This is a genomic window from Burkholderia sp. IMCC1007 (assembly GCF_027257875.1).
Taxonomy (GTDB): Bacteria; Pseudomonadota; Gammaproteobacteria; order Burkholderiales; family Burkholderiaceae; genus Burkholderia.
In genome coordinates this window covers 232438-248741 of sequence record NZ_JAPVQY010000001.1, presented here as the reverse complement: position 1 = coordinate 248741, position 16304 = coordinate 232438, and the positions used below count along the sequence as shown (strand labels likewise).

Annotated in this window: 10 protein-coding genes; 6 read left to right on the top strand and 4 right to left on the bottom strand. The window is 66.1% G+C overall.

Features of this window, described 5'->3' with window-relative positions:
- Window positions 1-199: 199 nt before the first annotated feature.
- Window positions 200-1645 (top strand): sialidase family protein, encoded by a 1446-nt coding sequence (locus O1Q03_RS01310; RefSeq protein WP_269501231.1) that lies wholly within the window; start codon window positions 200-202, stop codon window positions 1643-1645.
- Between the two features lie 68 nt (window positions 1646-1713).
- Here O1Q03_RS01310 and O1Q03_RS01305 read toward each other — a convergent pair whose 3' ends face one another.
- Entirely contained in the window at window positions 1714-2670 is a 957-nt protein-coding gene (locus tag O1Q03_RS01305; RefSeq protein ID WP_269501229.1) for a Rieske 2Fe-2S domain-containing protein, read from the bottom strand.
- A 17-nt stretch (window positions 2671-2687) separates the two neighbouring features.
- A complete protein-coding gene (locus O1Q03_RS01300) occupies window positions 2688-3824 on the bottom strand; it encodes a Rieske 2Fe-2S domain-containing protein (protein WP_269501524.1) in 1137 nt (378 codons plus the stop codon).
- Window positions 3825-3974: 150 nt separating this feature from the next.
- On the opposite strand from O1Q03_RS01300, the gene O1Q03_RS01295 reads away from it, so the two are divergent.
- From O1Q03_RS01295 to otsA, 4 genes are all read left to right on the top strand, one after another.
- On the top strand, window positions 3975-4874 hold the full coding sequence (locus O1Q03_RS01295; RefSeq protein WP_269501227.1) for a LysR family transcriptional regulator: 900 nt from the start codon (window positions 3975-3977) through the stop codon (window positions 4872-4874).
- 434 nt (window positions 4875-5308) lie between these two features.
- On the top strand, window positions 5309-7336 hold the full coding sequence (locus tag O1Q03_RS01290; protein WP_269501225.1) for a TonB-dependent receptor: 2028 nt from the start codon (window positions 5309-5311) through the stop codon (window positions 7334-7336).
- 442 nt (window positions 7337-7778) lie between these two features.
- The gene (locus tag O1Q03_RS01285; protein ID WP_269501224.1) at window positions 7779-9416 is read left to right on the top strand and encodes a methyl-accepting chemotaxis protein; all 1638 of its coding nucleotides are present in this window, start codon (window positions 7779-7781) and stop codon (window positions 9414-9416) included.
- A gap of 743 nt (window positions 9417-10159) precedes the next feature.
- Complete coding sequence (gene otsA / locus O1Q03_RS01280) at window positions 10160-11566, top strand: alpha,alpha-trehalose-phosphate synthase (UDP-forming) (RefSeq protein ID WP_269501223.1); 1407 nt, start codon at window positions 10160-10162, stop codon at window positions 11564-11566.
- A 22-nt stretch (window positions 11567-11588) separates the two neighbouring features.
- Here the strand turns inward: otsA and O1Q03_RS01275 are convergent, their stop codons facing one another.
- Window positions 11589-12056 (bottom strand): OsmC family protein, encoded by a 468-nt coding sequence (locus tag O1Q03_RS01275; RefSeq protein ID WP_269501222.1) that lies wholly within the window; start codon window positions 12054-12056, stop codon window positions 11589-11591.
- 114 nt (window positions 12057-12170) lie between these two features.
- Window positions 12171-14144, bottom strand: coding sequence for an ATP-dependent zinc metalloprotease FtsH (gene ftsH / locus O1Q03_RS01270; RefSeq protein ID WP_269501221.1), 1974 nt, complete (start codon window positions 14142-14144; stop codon window positions 12171-12173).
- Between the two features lie 423 nt (window positions 14145-14567).
- Here ftsH and O1Q03_RS01265 point away from each other — a divergent pair, with 423 nt between their 5' ends.
- A complete protein-coding gene (locus O1Q03_RS01265) occupies window positions 14568-16232 on the top strand; it encodes an acid phosphatase (protein ID WP_269501220.1) in 1665 nt (554 codons plus the stop codon).
- Window positions 16233-16304 lie beyond the last annotated feature (72 nt).

Genomic DNA, 16304 nt, shown 5'->3' with positions numbered 1-16304 from the left:
AGACACACCCGACAAGCATTGAAAACGAAGAGGAGTCTTAACCGAAGCGCTGGCGGCATCCAGCGCACGCGGATTGCGATGACTGAAGCGGCATGCTGAATGACACGCAGCGACGTGCGCGGCATGCTGTGCCGCGCCGCGGCTCGCGTTGCCTCGTCATGCCCCGCCATCGCATTCGCACCTCACCGAGGAGTCGTCCATGCGACGCATGATCGTGTCCCATCCGCTTGTCACCCGCCTGTCCGCCGCGATGGCGCTTGCCGCCGCCGCTGCCGCGCACGCCGACCCCGTCGTCGTGTCCGGCCCGAGCCCGTTCGCCGCGTGCACCATCGGCGGCCCCGGCACCAACTACGTGAATGCAGAAGTCGAACCGTGGCTCGCGGTCAACCCGGCGAACCCGAACAACATGATCGGCGTGTGGCAGCAGGACCGCTGGTCGAACGGCGGCGCCCACGGGCTCGTCGCCGGCTATACGTTCGATGCGGGCGCAACCTGGGCGCGTACGCCGCAGCCGTTCAGCGCATGTGCGCCGGGCGGGCTCAAGTACGAGCGCGCGTCCGATCCGTGGGTATCGTTCGGGCCGGACGGCACCGCGTACTCGGTGTCGATCTCGTTCAACCAGTCGAACAACAGCAACGCGGTCGGCGCGTCGGTGTCGACCGACGGCGGACAGACGTGGAGCAGCCCGGCCGTGCTGATCGCGAACGACGAACCGACGACCCAGTTCTTCAACGACAAGGAATCGGTGACGGCCAACCCCGTGAAGGCCGGCACCGCGTATGCGGTATGGGACCGCCTCGAACTGCCGAACGGCAACCCGTACGCGAACCTGCACACGCAGGCGTACCGCGGGCCGACGCTGTTCTCGAAGACGACCGACGGCGGCAAGACGTGGAGCGCCGCGAAGGTCATCGTCGCCGTGCCGTCGCGCCAGCAGACGATCGGCAACCAGATCGTCGTCGATCCGAAAAGCGGCACGCTGTACGATTTCTTCGACCTGATCCAGCCGCCGTTCAGCAAGGCGGCCGGCAAGGTCGCGTTCATCAAGTCGACCGACGACGGCGCGACGTGGACCAAGCCGCAGATCATCGCGGGGCTGCAGACCGTCGGCGTCACGGATCCGAACACCGGCGAACCCGTGCGCACCGGCGACATCATTCCCGAGCCGGCGATCGACCCGGCATCGGGGCAACTCTACGTCGTGTGGCAGGACAGCCGCTTCAACGGCGGCACGTACGACGAGATCGCGATATCGACGTCGAAGGACGGCGGCGCGACCTGGAGCGCGCCGCAACAGGTGAACACGCCGACCGGGCGCCCCGCGTTCAATCCGTCGGTGCGCGTCGACAACACGGGTGCGGTGATGGTCACGTACTACGACTTCCGCGACCTGCAGGCGGGCAACACGACGACGCTGCCGACCGGCTTCTGGCGCAAGATCTCGCACGACGGCGGCGCCACGTTCGCCGACGAGCGGCGCGTCGGCGGCCCGTTCGACATGAAGCTCGCGCCCAACGCCGAAGGGTTCTTCATCGGCGACTACCAAGGGCTCGACGTGCTCCCGTCGTCGTCGTTCCATCCGTTCTTCGTCCAGACCAACGCGGGCAACCTGACGAACCGCACCGACGTGTTCTTCGCGCCGTGATGCGCAGATGAGTGTCGCGCCGCCGCGGCGCATTCGATCGCGGCGGCGTGCCCGGCCGCACGGCGCACTCAGTTCGCCGGTGCCGGCTCCGGGAAGAACTGCCGATACCAGTCGCGCAACTGGAACAGCGGACCGTCGCCGTCGCACAACAGCGGTGCCGCGCGATAGATCTTTCTCCTCCACAGCACGACATCCTGGTCGAACGCGTCGTGCGCGAAGCGCGCGTATTCCTGCGCGATCGCATCGGTGTCGGGCAGCGCCGGATCGCGCTGGATCTTGATCCCGTAGCAGACGTCCACGTGTTCGGTATCGATTGGCGTGTGGATGTTCACCTGCTTGCTCGCGTAGGTTCCCTCCATCGAGACGTGCATCACGGCAGGACCGTAGTAGGTCGCCTCGGTCGTGAGCCGCTTGCCGAGCGTCGGATGCCCGCCGATCGTCGAGCGTTGCGACGCGATATGGCCGTCGAAATGCACGGCGATGTCCTCGATCGGCGAGCCGTGCACGTACGTGAAATGCGGCGCATCGACGAGGTTCTCGATGATCTCCTTGCCCTGCGTGCGCACCCGCCAGCGCTTGAAGTACCAGCGCGTCCAGCCGTCGGCGCCGTTCATCGCGGGGTCGACGGGCAGTTCCCAGGTGGGTGGTCCGCCGGCCGGATCGAACCACATGTGGACGATCTGGTTGATCTCGCGCACCGGATGCGCGGCCAGCGCACCCTCCTTGGCCTTGATCGGAATGCGTTTCGCGTACGGCACGTCGACGCATGCGCCGGTTTGCGAGAAGCGCCATTCGTGGAACGGACAGACGATCGTGTCTCCCTGACACCGGCCGTCGCCGAGATGTGCGCCGAGGTGCGGACAGAACGCATCGAGGACCGATACCTGCCCGCTTTCGCCGCGAAACGCGACGTATTCCCGGCCGAAGTAGCTCAGCGACTTGACCTCGCCCGGCCTGATCTCGTCAGAAAAAAGGACTGCGAACCAACCTTTCGGGTATTTACCGGAGAAGTAATCCGATGTCATGCGTGTCTCCTGTCTATTTACTTGCCAGTCGTGGCAACTTCTTGCTGCGGTTTCGCCGCTCCGCGCGCTTCGTCGAACGAGCGGACGATCTGGACCGGATCCTGCCGGTCGAGATCGAACCCGTGTTCCTCGAGTACCCACTGGCGCGTATCGTCGCGGCGCCGGGTCACGTAGACGTGCTTGTCGGCGATCGACGGCGCAACGTCGCTGCGGTCGACATAAAACTGCTGATACCAGTCGCGCAGCTGATAGACGGGGCCGTCGCCGTCGCACAGGACGGGATTGTCGACGCGGGTCTTCTGGTCCCAGATGCGCAGGTCCTGGAAGAAGGTTTCCTGCCCGTTCGCGATGTACGCAGCAATCAGTTTCTGGTTCTCGGAAAACGACAGTTCGGGTACCGCGCGGACCTTCATCCCGAAGTGCATCATGAACTTGTCCTGGTGGATCGGCACGCTGCCGATCATCATGATGCATTCCAGCCGATGTCCCCACATTTCGGCATCCATGTCGGCGATCACGTACGACGGGCCGTAGTAGTAAGCGGTGCTGCGCAGGCTGTCGCCGGTTCCGATCAGCTGATTGCCCCCCGTCAGCATCTGGCAATAGGTATGGCCTTCGGCGACGTTGATGAAGCTGCTCACGGGGGAACCGTGAACCGGCTCGAAATGATAAACGTCGGACAGGTTGTCGATCAGCTCGCGGCAGTTGGTATTCGCAGGCCGGCTGATGACGACCCAGTCCGACCAGCCGGTCTCGTGACAGCAACGATGCGGTGGGATCCGCTGTTCGTCGATCGGCGGCTTTTCCTCGTGATCGTGCCACACGAACAGCAGTTCGTTTTCGATCATCGTGTCCCATTCGCGAATACGCGCTTTCATCGGAATGCGCGACGCATACGGAATATGCTGGCATTGATTGCCGTCGCCCCACTGCCACGAGTGAAACGGGCATTCGAGATTGTTGCCCTTCACCGTTCCGAGCGCGAGATTGGCGCCCATGTGCGGGCACACGCCGTCGAATACCCGGATTTTTCCGTCTTCGCCGCGATACGCGACCAGCCGCGTTCCGAACGCTTCGAGACTCGTGATTTCTCCCATCCGAATATCGCGTTCCAGTCCGAAGCAATGCCAACCGCGCGCGTATCGGGTGGGCATCCGGGAAATGATTTTCGCGTAATGCTGCATTCAAGGCTCCTGCATGTTGATCGAAGGTTCAATGACTATTCAGTCGCATAGTTCGCTACACTTCGGCCAAGTGTAGAGAACGCCGAACAACCAGAAAATGAGTTTATTTGCACCCCCGCCATGCAAAATCACACACATACCGCAGTCAAATGGGATGACCTTCGATATTTCCTCGCTGTCGCTGAATCGGGCTCCTATCTGGCTGCCGGAAAAGTGCTGGGCGTAGACAGAACCACGGTGAGCCGGCGTGTGGATGTACTGGAGAAATCGGTGGGTTCGCAGCTGTTCGTGCTCGACGACGGCGGCTTCCAGCTGACGGCCGCCGGGCGCGCGGTCCTCTCGGTCGCGTCACGGATGCAAGCCGAAGCGAGCGTGCTGTCCACCCTCCGGGAACGCACGCACGGCGGGATCGAAGGCACCGTCCGGCTCGCGGTTTCCGCATCGCTCGGCGACGCATTCATTGCCGACATCGTCGCGTTTCATCAACGCAATCCGTTCGTCAATCTCGACGTGAGCAACGTCGGCGATCCGCTGGCGGTCGTGACGGAGCGCAGCGCCGATCTCGGCATCTGCGTGTCGCGCGAAGCGCCGGCACGGCTCGACAGCGTGGCGCTCGGGGAAGTCGAGGTCGCGGTCTACGGGCCGGCCGGTCGGCGCGATCCGGAGATGACGGGCACCTGGGTCGGCTGGGGCGGAGACATCCCGAAGCCGTTCGCGGACTGGCTGCGCGAATACGCGCCGCACGACGCGCGCGTCAGCACGAAGGTCAATTCATGGGATGCGCTCAGGAGCGCGGTCCTGTCCGGCGGCGGCGTTGCGCCGCTGTGGTGCGTGCTCGCGGACCGCGAACCGGGCCTCGCTCGCGTGTTTCCCGACGCGAAGAAGCATTACCTGACGCTCTGGCTGGTGTCGCACGAAAGTGCAAAGCGCAACGCAGCCCAGCAGGCAGCCTGGCTCTTTCTCACCGAACAGCTCAGGCGCGCATTGCGCCCCGAGGATGGACCGGCGGCGCGCGCATGACGGGCCACGCATTCGTTTCTTCCGTCCCATTCGCCGGACTGTTTCGGGTGCGCGTGAGGCCGCGAAGCATCGCGTGCCCGTCGTCGCAACCGGCCCCTGTCGCGTCGCGCTGACTTCGCGTCGCGCACTACCCCACCGCTCCATCCACCGTTTCGATCACCCGGCGGAAATCCCGCGTTCCGGTCGGCCAGGCTTTTAATTTGAAATGATATAACATATCATTTCGCGTCCTCGTCCGCCTCAAAACGTTCCATCAGGGTGGCCGGGCCATGCCGAGTCATGTCCCAACGGGTCACTGCGCGCCAGTGATGCAACAATATATCGTATCCAGCCGTGATCCGTATGTCTCGTTTTCCGATCCGACTCCAACCGATTTATCGACCATGCGCGACCTCCCTTGTCTACCGCTTCGCCCGCTTTCGCCCGTTCCGTTGATGCTGTTCGCCGCCATCGCGCACGCGCAAACCGATACGACCACCCCGGCGAATCCGCCGGCGGCCACGACGCTCGCCCCGATCTTCGTGACCGCGAACCCGCTCGGCGACACCGAACTGGTCGCGCCGACCACGCAACTGTCCGGCGACGCGCTCACGCGCCGCCAGGCCGATTCGCTCGGCGAAACGCTCAACGGGCTGCCCGGCGTGTCGACCACCACCTACGGGCCGATGGTCGGCCGTCCGATCATCCGCGGGATGGACGGCGACCGGATCCGGCTGCTGCAGAACGGCGTCGCGGCCTACGACGCGTCGTCGCTGTCGTACGACCATGCGGTGCCGCAGGATCCGCTGTCGATCGAGCGCGTCGAGATCGTGCGCGGCCCGGCCGCGCTGCTGTACGGCGGCAACGCGGTCGGCGGCGTCGTCAACACCATCGACAACCGGATTCCGCGCGAAGCGATCGAAGGCGTGACGGGTGCGCTCGACGCGCGCTACGGCGGCGCGAATTCGGTTCGTGGCGGCGCCGCGCAGGTCGAAGGCGGCAACGGCCGCTTCGCATTCCACGTCGACGCGTTCGATCGCGAGGCGAGCAAGCTGCGGATTCCCGGCTATGCGCGCAGCAGCCAGCAACGCGCGCTCGACGGCCCCGACACGCCGCAACCCGAAGGCAGCGTGCCGAACAGCGACGGCCGCGTGCACGGTGGCGCGGTCGGTGCGTCGTACACGTGGACGGACGGCTTCGCGGGGCTGTCGTACAGCGGCTACGAATCGAACTACGGCTCCGTCGCCGAGGACGACGTGCGGCTGCGCATGCGTCAGGAACGCCTCGCGTTCGCGTCCGAGGTGCGCAACCTGAGCGGACCGTTCACGAAGCTGAAATTCGACTTCGCGTACACCGACTACCGGCACAAGGAAGTCGACAACGGCGAGACGGCGACCACCTTCCGCAATCGCGGGTACGAGGCGCGCATCGAAGCGCGGCACCGCAAGCTCGGCCCGTTCGAAGGCGCGATCGGCGTGCAGTTCGGCCAGAACACGTTTTCCGCACTCGGCGACGAATTGCTCGTGCCGTCCACGCGCACCAACAGCGTCGCGCTGTTCGGCCTCGAGGAGTGGCAGGTCGTCCCAGCGCTGAAACTGAGCGTCGGCGGCCGCTTCGAGCACGTGAAGGTCGAGCCCGATCCGGCCGGCGTCGAGAAATTCGCGGGCGCGCAGCCGCGCGACTTCAACGCGGGCAGCCTGTCGGCGGGCGCGCTGTTCTCGCTGACGCCGGTTTGGTCCGTCGCGGCGAACGTCGCGTACACCGAACGCGCGCCGACCTTCTACGAGCTGTATTCGAACGGCCCGCACGATGCGACCGGGCAGTTCCTGATCGGCAATCCGAACGCGTCGAAGGAAAAGGCCGTGTCGACCGACCTGTCGCTGCGCTATGCGAGCGGGCCGAACCGCGGCAGCGTCGGCGTGTTCTACAACCGCTTCTCGAACTACCTGACCGAGTACAACACCGGCCGCGTGGTGGACGGCGACGACGAGCCCGTCGCGCCCGGCACCGATGGCGCGCTGAACGAAGCGATCTATCGCGGCGTGCGCGCCGAGTTCTACGGCATCGAGCTGGACGGCAAGTGGCGTGCATTCGCGCGGCGCGGCCACACGGTCGATCTCGAACTGACGGCCGACTACACGCACGCGCGCAACGTCGACACCGGCCAGCCGCTGCCGCGCATCGCGCCGCTGCGCGCGACGCTCGCGGCCGACTACGGATATGGTCCGTTCGGCGCACGCGCGCAGGTCACGCATGCGTGGTCGCAGCACCGCGTGCCCGACAACGACTTCTCGACGGACGGCTACACGTCGCTCGGCGTGATGCTGACCTACAAGTTCCGCGTGCGCGCGACGCACTGGCTCGCGTACCTGCGAGGCGACAACCTGACGAACCAGGACATCCGCTACGCGACCTCGGTCGTGCGCGGCTTCGCGCCGGAAGGCGGCCGCAGCGTGATGGCCGGCCTGCGCACGACGTTCTGATCTCCGAACCCTGCGGCGCTTGCCGCGGGCCTGTCCGGCGCCCGGGAAACCGGGCGCCGGTTGTCGTTTACCGGCATCTCTCGTTGCGCTGCCGCGTATCGCCCCCTGCTGGTTCCCGAACCCGATTCAGCACCCGCAATGCGAATCGGATGCATTGCCGATATCGATTATTGGAGGGTTTGCTTTAAACGAATTGGGATTAAACGCAAACGATAAAACCGGCGTCGAATTCCACGTATGAACGGATTATCCCGCCGGTGATTCCGAATACCTGATCGACACCAGGAATGTCCGTCCGACACGGCTTTGGGCGCGCTTAAAAAATCGCCATCAGGGTTTTCGACGGGTAAAGAAATATCCGGAATGCCCGTTAATGATGGCACGAGCCTGTATCGGTCGAACAATAAATTCCCATCGCCAACCACTCGCACAGAGGCACATCGTGAAAATCGCCAGAATCAGCATCAAGGCAAAACTGCTTGGCGGCTTCGGTTTGCTTGCCGCAGTCGTCGTGATCGTGTCCGGCATGGCGCTCAAGGCGCTGTCCGATACCAACGACGAGTTTTCCCGGTACATGAACGGCATCAACGCGCGCGCGAACGTGTCGGCGCGCATCCGAACGGCAGTGGACCGGCGCGCGATCGCCGCGCGCAACCTGGTGCTCGTGAGCAAGCCATCGGACATCGCGCTCGAACTGGCGGAAGTGCAACAGGCGCACAAGGACGTGCAGGACAATCTCGCGAAACTGAAGGACATGGTCGCGAATGCGACCGACACGACCGATCGCGCGCGCGAGCTGGTCGGCGAAATCGTGCGGGTCGAAACCAGCTACGGGCCCGTCGCGCTGAACATCGTCGGGCTCGCGCAGGCCGGCAAGAAGGACGACGCGACAGCAGAAATCGACGCGCACTGCCGTCCGTTGCTCGCGCAACTGGTTCAAGCGACCGATGCGTACGCAACCTATACGCGCGAACGCGAAGTCGCGATCGCGCAGGCATTCTCGGATCGCTACACGACCGGGCGCAACCTGCTGTCGGCGATCTGCCTGATCGCGATCGCGGTCGCGGTGGGCGGCGGCCTGTGGATGACGCGCAAGATCACCGCGGCGATCGGCGTGGCCGTCGACGTCGCCCGCACGGTGGCCGACGGCGATCTCGGCAGCCGCATCAACGTGAGCGGCAACGACGAGACGCGCGATCTGCTCGAAGCGCTGCATACGATGAACACGCGGCTGATCGGCATCGTCGGCCACGTGCGCGATTCGTCGAACAGCATCGCGCACGCCGTCGGCGAGATCGCGTCGGGCAACCTCGACCTGAGTCAGCGCACCGAGGAACAGGCCGCATCGCTGCAGGAAACCGCCGCGACGATGGAGGAATTCACGTCGACGGTGCGCCTGAACGCCGAGAACGCGCAGCAGGCAAGCTCGCTCGCCGCGAATGCGTCGGACGTCGCGCAGCGCGGCAGCGCGGTGGTCGGCCGCGTCGTCGATACGATGACGGAGATCGGCCACAGCTCGTCGAAGATCGCGGACATCACCGGCATCATCGAAGGCATCGCGTTCCAGACCAACATCCTCGCGCTGAACGCGGCCGTCGAAGCGGCGCGTGCCGGCGAGCAGGGCCGCGGCTTCGCGGTCGTCGCGAGCGAGGTGCGCAGTCTCGCGCAACGCTCGTCGACCGCCGCGAAGGAAATCAAGGAGCTGATCACCGCGTCGGTGCGCACGATCCAGGACGGTTCGGCGCTCGCGGGCGAAGCCGGCAAGACGATGTCGGACGTAACGCAGGCCGTCGCGCGCGTAACCGACATCATGGGCGAGATCGCCGCGGCATCGGCCGAGCAGAGCCGCGGCATCGAGCAGGTGAACCTCACGATCACGCAGATGGACGAAACCACGCAACAGAACGCGGCGCTCGTCGAGCAGGCCGCGGCCGCGTCGAAATCGCTCGAGGCGCAAGGCCGCGAGTTGTCGGACACGGTGTCCGTGTTCCGGATGCCGGCCGGCGAACACGCGACGTCCGCGCACGCACGCGCGCATGCGGCAGGCGATGCGTCGCACTGGCGGGCCGTTACCGCGTAACGGCGGACACGATGGCGCGGCCGCTGGGGACGACGCCCGGCCGCGCCATCGCACCATCGTGCTCGCGTGAACCGTCGCGGGATGCGAATGAAACGGAACACCGCGAACACCGAACCGCACATCACGTGCATGCACTGCCCAAGCATTCGCGCACTCTTCGCTTCCGCCCGCAATTTGAATTCGAATCAGCGTCACGCGTTCAACCGCATCGACGCTATCCCGCTGCGATGCACGAGCACTGAATCGAACGGACCACGCATCACGCACCACGCGCACGCACTGTCCAAGCATCCGCGCGCACCCCGCTCCCGCCCGGCACATTGCAGCCGATCGGCACGACGCGTTCGACCCAATCGACGCCATGCCGATACGATTGCGCTCGCCACGACATGTGCGCGAGCACAATAATTCACATCGCCTACAACGCCCTTCCCCCTCTCCGCCTCCTATGCCCACACTGCGTTTGCAGCCCTGCGCAATTTTCGGTCCCGGCCTGAAAACGCGATAGGCACGCGAAACGCAGCGCGTCGCGCATCACTTCTGCAGGTCCATTGATCCCGATCATGCACTTTTAAATCAGCCCAATGACGAGTATGCTTAAAACAGCACTTCACGTTCGAACGGCGAATCGCGCGCCCTGATTCCCGTCCGATCGCATCGCGGCCCCATTGCGTTCTGCGTCGATGGCGGCGTCCGCTTCGCGCCCTGGCCGCATGAATTCCCCAACCGTCGCAGGAGAACTGGTGAGCCGACTCGTCGTCGTATCCAATCGCATCGCAGATCCCCGTAAAGCCGCGGCCGGCGGGCTCGCCGTCGCCGTGAAGGACAGCCTGCAGGAATCAGGCGGCGTCTGGTTCGGCTGGAGCGGCAAGCTACGTGGCGAAGGCGAACATCCCGCGCATGGCGACGACGTGCAGATCCAGAACGTCGGCGGCGTTCAGCTCGCGACGATCGATCTCGATCCGCAGCATTACGACGCGTATTACCTCGGCTACTCGAACAACGTGCTGTGGCCGGTGTTCCACTACCGGCTCGACCTCGCACAGTTCGATCGCCGCTTCGCCGACGGCTACCGGCGCGTGAACCAGTTGTTCGCGCGCAAGCTGAGCACGCTGCTGCGCCCCGACGATACCGTGTGGGTCCACGACTATCAGCTGATTCCGCTCGCGGCCGAACTGCGTGCGACGGGTTGCCGAAACCCGATCGGCTTCTTCCTGCACATCCCGATGCCGCCGCCGCCGATCATGGCCGCGATTCCGGAACACGAATGGCTGATGCGTTCGCTGTTCGCGTACGACCTCGTCGGTTTCCAGACCGAATGTGATCTGCTGCACTTCGAGCACTACGTCGAAGCCGAAGCAGGCGCCGCGCGCCTGCCCGACGGCCGCCTGCGCGCGTTCGGCCGCACGCTGTCGGCCGGTGCGTTTCCGATCGGCATCGACGTCGACGAATTCGCGGCGCTCGCGGAGAATCGCGACGGCATCGACATGTTCGAGCGGATGCGCGACGAATACTCGCGGCGCCAGCTGCTCGTCGGCGTCGACCGGCTCGACTACACGAAGGGGCTGCCGCAGCGCGTACATGCGTTCCGCCAGTTGCTCGAACAGTATCCGGAGAACCGCGATCGCGCGACGCTGATCCAGATCGCCGCGCCGAGTCGCGAGGATCTCGGTGCGTACGACGATCTGCGCCGCGAGATGGACAGCCTGTGCGGCGCGATCAACGGCGACTACGGCGAGCTCGAATGGATGCCGATGCGCTACATCCACCGCACGGTCGCGCGCAAGCGCTTGCCGGGCCTCTATCGCGCGAGCCGCGTCGCGCTCGTCACGCCGCTGCGCGACGGGATGAACCTGGTCGCGAAGGAGTTTCTCGCCGCGCAGGACGAAACCGATCCGGGCGTGCTCGTGCTGTCGCGTTTCGCGGGCGCGGCCGAACAACTGAAGCCGGCGCTGCTCGTCAATCCGTACGACACGCAAGGCACCGCGCAGGCGATCCAGCGCGCGCTGACGATGCCGCTCGAAGAGCGGCGCCGGCGTCATGACGCGCTGATGGCGATCGTGCGCAAGACCGACGTGCGCTGGTGGCGCACGCACTTTCTCGACGCGCTCACCGAAGCCGCCGAAGTCGCCGCCGCGACCGAGTCCTGACGCGTCCCATCCTGCCGCACGCTCACACGCCGGTCGTCTCGCGATCGAGCACCACGCCATTCACGTCCTGCACCGTCACCGCGATCGGGATGCCGTCGCGCATGCTTTCGGTCACCACGCAATACGCATCGAAGTGATCGAGCGCGCGCGCCGCCACCGCGAGATCGGCCCACGTCCTGCCGACCGACAACGTGACGGACATCGCGCCGACGCGCACGCGCCCCGCGTCGCTCTGCACCATGTCGACGTCGATATGCGCGCTGACCGGCTGCGGATCGACGCGCTGTTTTTGCAATGCGAACAACAGGCTCGCCGCGAGGCAACTCGCCACCGCTGCCGCGAGCAACCGGACCGGATTCGGTCCGCGCCCTTCGCCGAACGGCGGCGGCTCGTCGGTGAGCACCGGCGACAGATCGGTGCCGGCAAACGTGACTTCGAAACTGAAACGCGCGTGCTGCGCGACATCGACCGATACGTGCGCCTCGCTCATGGCGACTCCGTGGCTGGCAAGAGAAAGGGAAAGGAAGACCGGCACATGCGCATCGCGTCGCCGACGTGACGTGATCGTCACTGAGTGCGCGCCGCGTCGAGTGCGATCCGTGCTTCAGCGTTCAGGTTCGCGCGGCGTCCCGTACGCGACGAAATCGCGCTCGACCGCCGTCGCCTGCTCCGTTGCGTTCGTGCCTGCGGTCAGCGTGCAGTCGGCAGCAGACGGTGCGGTGGGCCCGGAAGTTTCAATACGCCCGTCGATCAGCGCCTGCAACGTGTCGCGTTCGAGCACCTCGCATTCGAGCAAGCGCCGCGCGATGCGCTCCAGCACATCACGACGCTCGGCGAGCGTCGCCGCGACCCGCGCATGCGCGTCGGTCAACAGCGTATGCACTTCGTCATCGATCATCCGCGCGGTGTGCTCGCTGCACCGGCCGTCGCCCGCATGCCATCCGCCCGGTATGCCGGAGCGCGCTTCGCCGTCGTCGAACGTCGCGAGCCCGATCTTCTCGCTCATCCCGTACTGCATGACCATGTGGCGCGCCATCGCGGTCGCACGTTCGAGATCGTTCTGCGCGCCCGTCGACACGTCGCCGAACACGAGTTCTTCCGCCACACGCCCGCCGAGCAGCGCATCGATGCGATCGAGCAGTTCGCTGCGGCGCAGGACGTAGCGATCCTCGGTCGGCACCTGCTGCGTGTAGCCGAGCGCCGCGACGCCGCGCGGAATGATCGACACCTTCTTCACCGGATCGCAATGCGCGCGGCTCTCCGCGACGAGCGCATGACCGGCCTCGTGATACGCGATCGTCAGCTTCTCCTGCGCGTTCATCACGCGGCTCTTGCGCTCGAGGCCGGTGAGCGCGCGATCGATCGCCTCGTCGAAATCGTCCATCCCGATTGCCGGCTTGCCGAGTTCGGCCGCATGCAGCGCGGCTTCGTTCACGACGTTCGCGAGATCGGCGCCGACGAAGCCCGGCGTACGCGACGCGAGTTCGCCGAGATCGACGTCGGCCGCGAGCTTCACGCGCTTCACATGCACGCCAAGGATCTGGCGGCGGCCGTTCACGTCGGGCCGGTCGATCGCGATGTGACGATCGAAGCGGCCCGGGCGCAACAAAGCCGGATCGAGAATCTCCGGCCGGTTGGTCGCGGCCATGATGATCACGCCGGAGCCGGCCTGGAAGCCGTCCATCTCGACGAGCAGCTGGTTGAGCGTCTGCTCGCGCTCGTCGTTGCCCGACATCGGGCCGACGCCGCGCACCTTGCCGAGCGCATCGAGCTCGTCGACGAACACGATGCACGGCGCCTTCTGCTGCGCCTGCTCGAACAGGTCGCGCACGCGCGCCGCGCCCACGCCGACGAACATCTCGACGAATGCGGAGCCGCTGATGGAGAAGAACGGCACGGCCGCTTCACCGGCCACAGCGCGTGCGAGCAGCGTCTTGCCGGTGCCCGGCGCGCCGACCACGAGCACGCCCTTCGGGATCTTGCCGCCGAGCCGCTGATAGCGATCGGGGTTGCGCAGGAACGCGACGAGCTGCTGCAACTCGGCCTTCGCTTCGTCGATGCCGGCGATGTCGTCGAACGTGATGCCGGTTTCCTTCTGCACGTACACGCGTGCGCGGCTCTTGCCCATTCCGGTGAAGTCCTGCAACCCGCCGCGCTTGCGCAGCATCAGGTTCCAGATGAACACGAACGCGACGAGCGGCACCAGCCACGATGCGAGCGACGTGATCCAGCCGGTGTCGGACGCGCCGTGATAGCGAATGCCGGCGCTGGCCAGCGCATCGATCAGTTGCGGGTCGGTCACGCGATTGGTCAGGAAGTGCGACGGCGTGCCGGCCGACTTCGCGGCCTCGACCTCGGACGCCGGCAGCATCGCGCCGGCCTGCGGCATCTTCAACGTGCCCGAGATCGCGGTCGGGCCGATCTCGAGATCGTCGACGAGCCGCGCCGCGACGAGCCGGTGGAAATCGCTGTACGCGATCACCGTCGACGCCGGACGCAGCATCAGCAACTGCGCGGCGAACAGCACGAAGAAGCCGGCCGCAATCAGCAATCCTGCGTAATCGAGTTTCCTGTCCATCGCATCGGGCCGGCTGCGTGCACCGTACGGCGCGCTGACGCGTGCTCGCGTGCATGGCCGGCACGCGGCATCGGCAGCCACGTGCGCACGGCATGCATCCGCGCCATCGTCGCCTCGTTTCGTCGCATGAATGACACCGCGGCGGCACCGTCGGCCGACGCCGCCGGGCGACCTCCTCCAGGGCAACGCCATTTCGCGTCGCCTCTCGTTCAAGTCTAGTTCGCGCGCGCGCGTCGCGCAGTATCCGACAAACACCTTTCATCGGCGCGGCCGGCCGCGTTATAGTCGCATTCGTGACATTTTTGTGACACCGCATGGCGTGGCGCAATCGCCGTGCGGCTGTTGCGTCCCGTGTCGCGTCGCGGCAGGCTGTGCGACGCTGCCGCACATCGAACGACCACCGACCTTCGAGGAGCACACGACGTGAACGACACCCCCGATCGCCCCGACGACCTTCCCGTGGATCCCGAGCGCCGCCGCGTACTCGGCGGCCTCGCCGCGCTGGGCGCAGGCGTCGCGCTCAGCGGCTGCGAGACCACGCCGGGCAGCGCGCCGCGTTCCGCCGCCGACCTGCGGCTCGACGAAGCGCTGCGCCGGCAGGTGCGCCACATCGTCGTGATCTTCGCGGAGAACCGCAGTTTCGCGAATCTGTACGGCGATTTCCCGGGCGTGCGCTATCCGCTGAGCGACGTGCAGCCCGCGCATGCGCAGCAGCTCGATCGCGACGGCAAGACGCCGCTGCCGGTGCTGCCGAAGATCTGGGGCGGGCTCGTGCCGCAGGCGCAGGAAGTGGGCGGCAAGCGCTACGCGATCGCCGAACGCGACATCGTGAACCTGCCGAACGCGCCGTTCCGGCTCGCCGACCCGCAAGGCAAGCCGCTGCCGAACGGCGTGATCACGCGCGACCTGTGGCACCGCTTCTACCAGAACCAGATGCAGATCGCGGGCGGCCGCAACAACCAGTTCGCCGCGTGGGCCGATTCGGGCGGCCTCGTGATGGGCCACTACCGCAATTCCGCCGACACGCTGCGGCTGTGGAATCTCGCGCGGCAATACACGCTGTGCGACAACTTCTTCATGGCGGCCTTCGGCGGTTCGTGGCTCAACCACATGTTCCTGATTTCCGCGCAACCGCCGATCTATCCGGACGCGCACAAGCACCCGCATGCGGCGAAGCTGCTGTCGAAGGTCGACGGCGACGATCGGGCCGGCACGCGCCTGACGCTCGCCGCCGATTCGCCGGCATCCGCGCTCGACGGTCCGCCGAAGTTCGCGGGCGACGGCCCGCTGACGCCCGACGGCTACGGCGTCAACACGATGGCGCCGCCGTACCAGCCGAGCTACGTGCCGCCGCCCGACCCGGGCAACGCCGCGTATGCGGACCCGTCCGATCACCGCGTGATCCCGCCGCAGGTTCATGCGACGATCGGCGATCGGCTGTCGGAAAAGAACGTCGACTGGGCGTGGTACAGCGGCGCGTGGCAGTACGCGCTCGACCATCGCGACACGGGCACCGTGCCCGATTTCCAGTACCACCACCAGCCGTTCAACTACTTCGCGAACTTCGCGCCGGGCACCGACGCGCGCCGCCGGCACCTGCGCGACGCGGGCCTCGGCGACGCGCCGTCGACCAACCACTTCATCGCCGACATCGACGCGGGCCGGCTGCCGGCCGTCGCGTTCTACAAGCCGCAGGGCAACCTCAACATGCATGCGGGGTACGCGGACGTCGAATCGGGCGATCGGCACATCGCGAACGTGATCGAGCACATCCGGCGCGGCCCGCAGTGGGCGAACACGGTGATCGTGATGACGCACGACGAGAACGGCGGCTGGTGGGATCACGTCGCGCCGCCGGTCGGCGATCGCTGGGGCCCGGGCTCGCGGATTCCGGCGCTGGTGATCTCGCCGTTCGCGAAGAAGGGCCACGTCGATCACACGCTGTACGACACGAACTCGATCCTGCGCTTCATCAGCCGCGTGCACGGGCTCGCGCCGCTCGACGGTGTCGCCGCACGCGACAACGCGTTCGCGTCGCGCAACGCCACGCCGCCGGGCGATTTGACCAACGCGCTCGATCTCGCGTGACGATCGGCGGACGTCTGCGCGACGTCCGCATCGAACGACGACGCCCCGGTGCAATGCAGTTGCGCGGGGCGT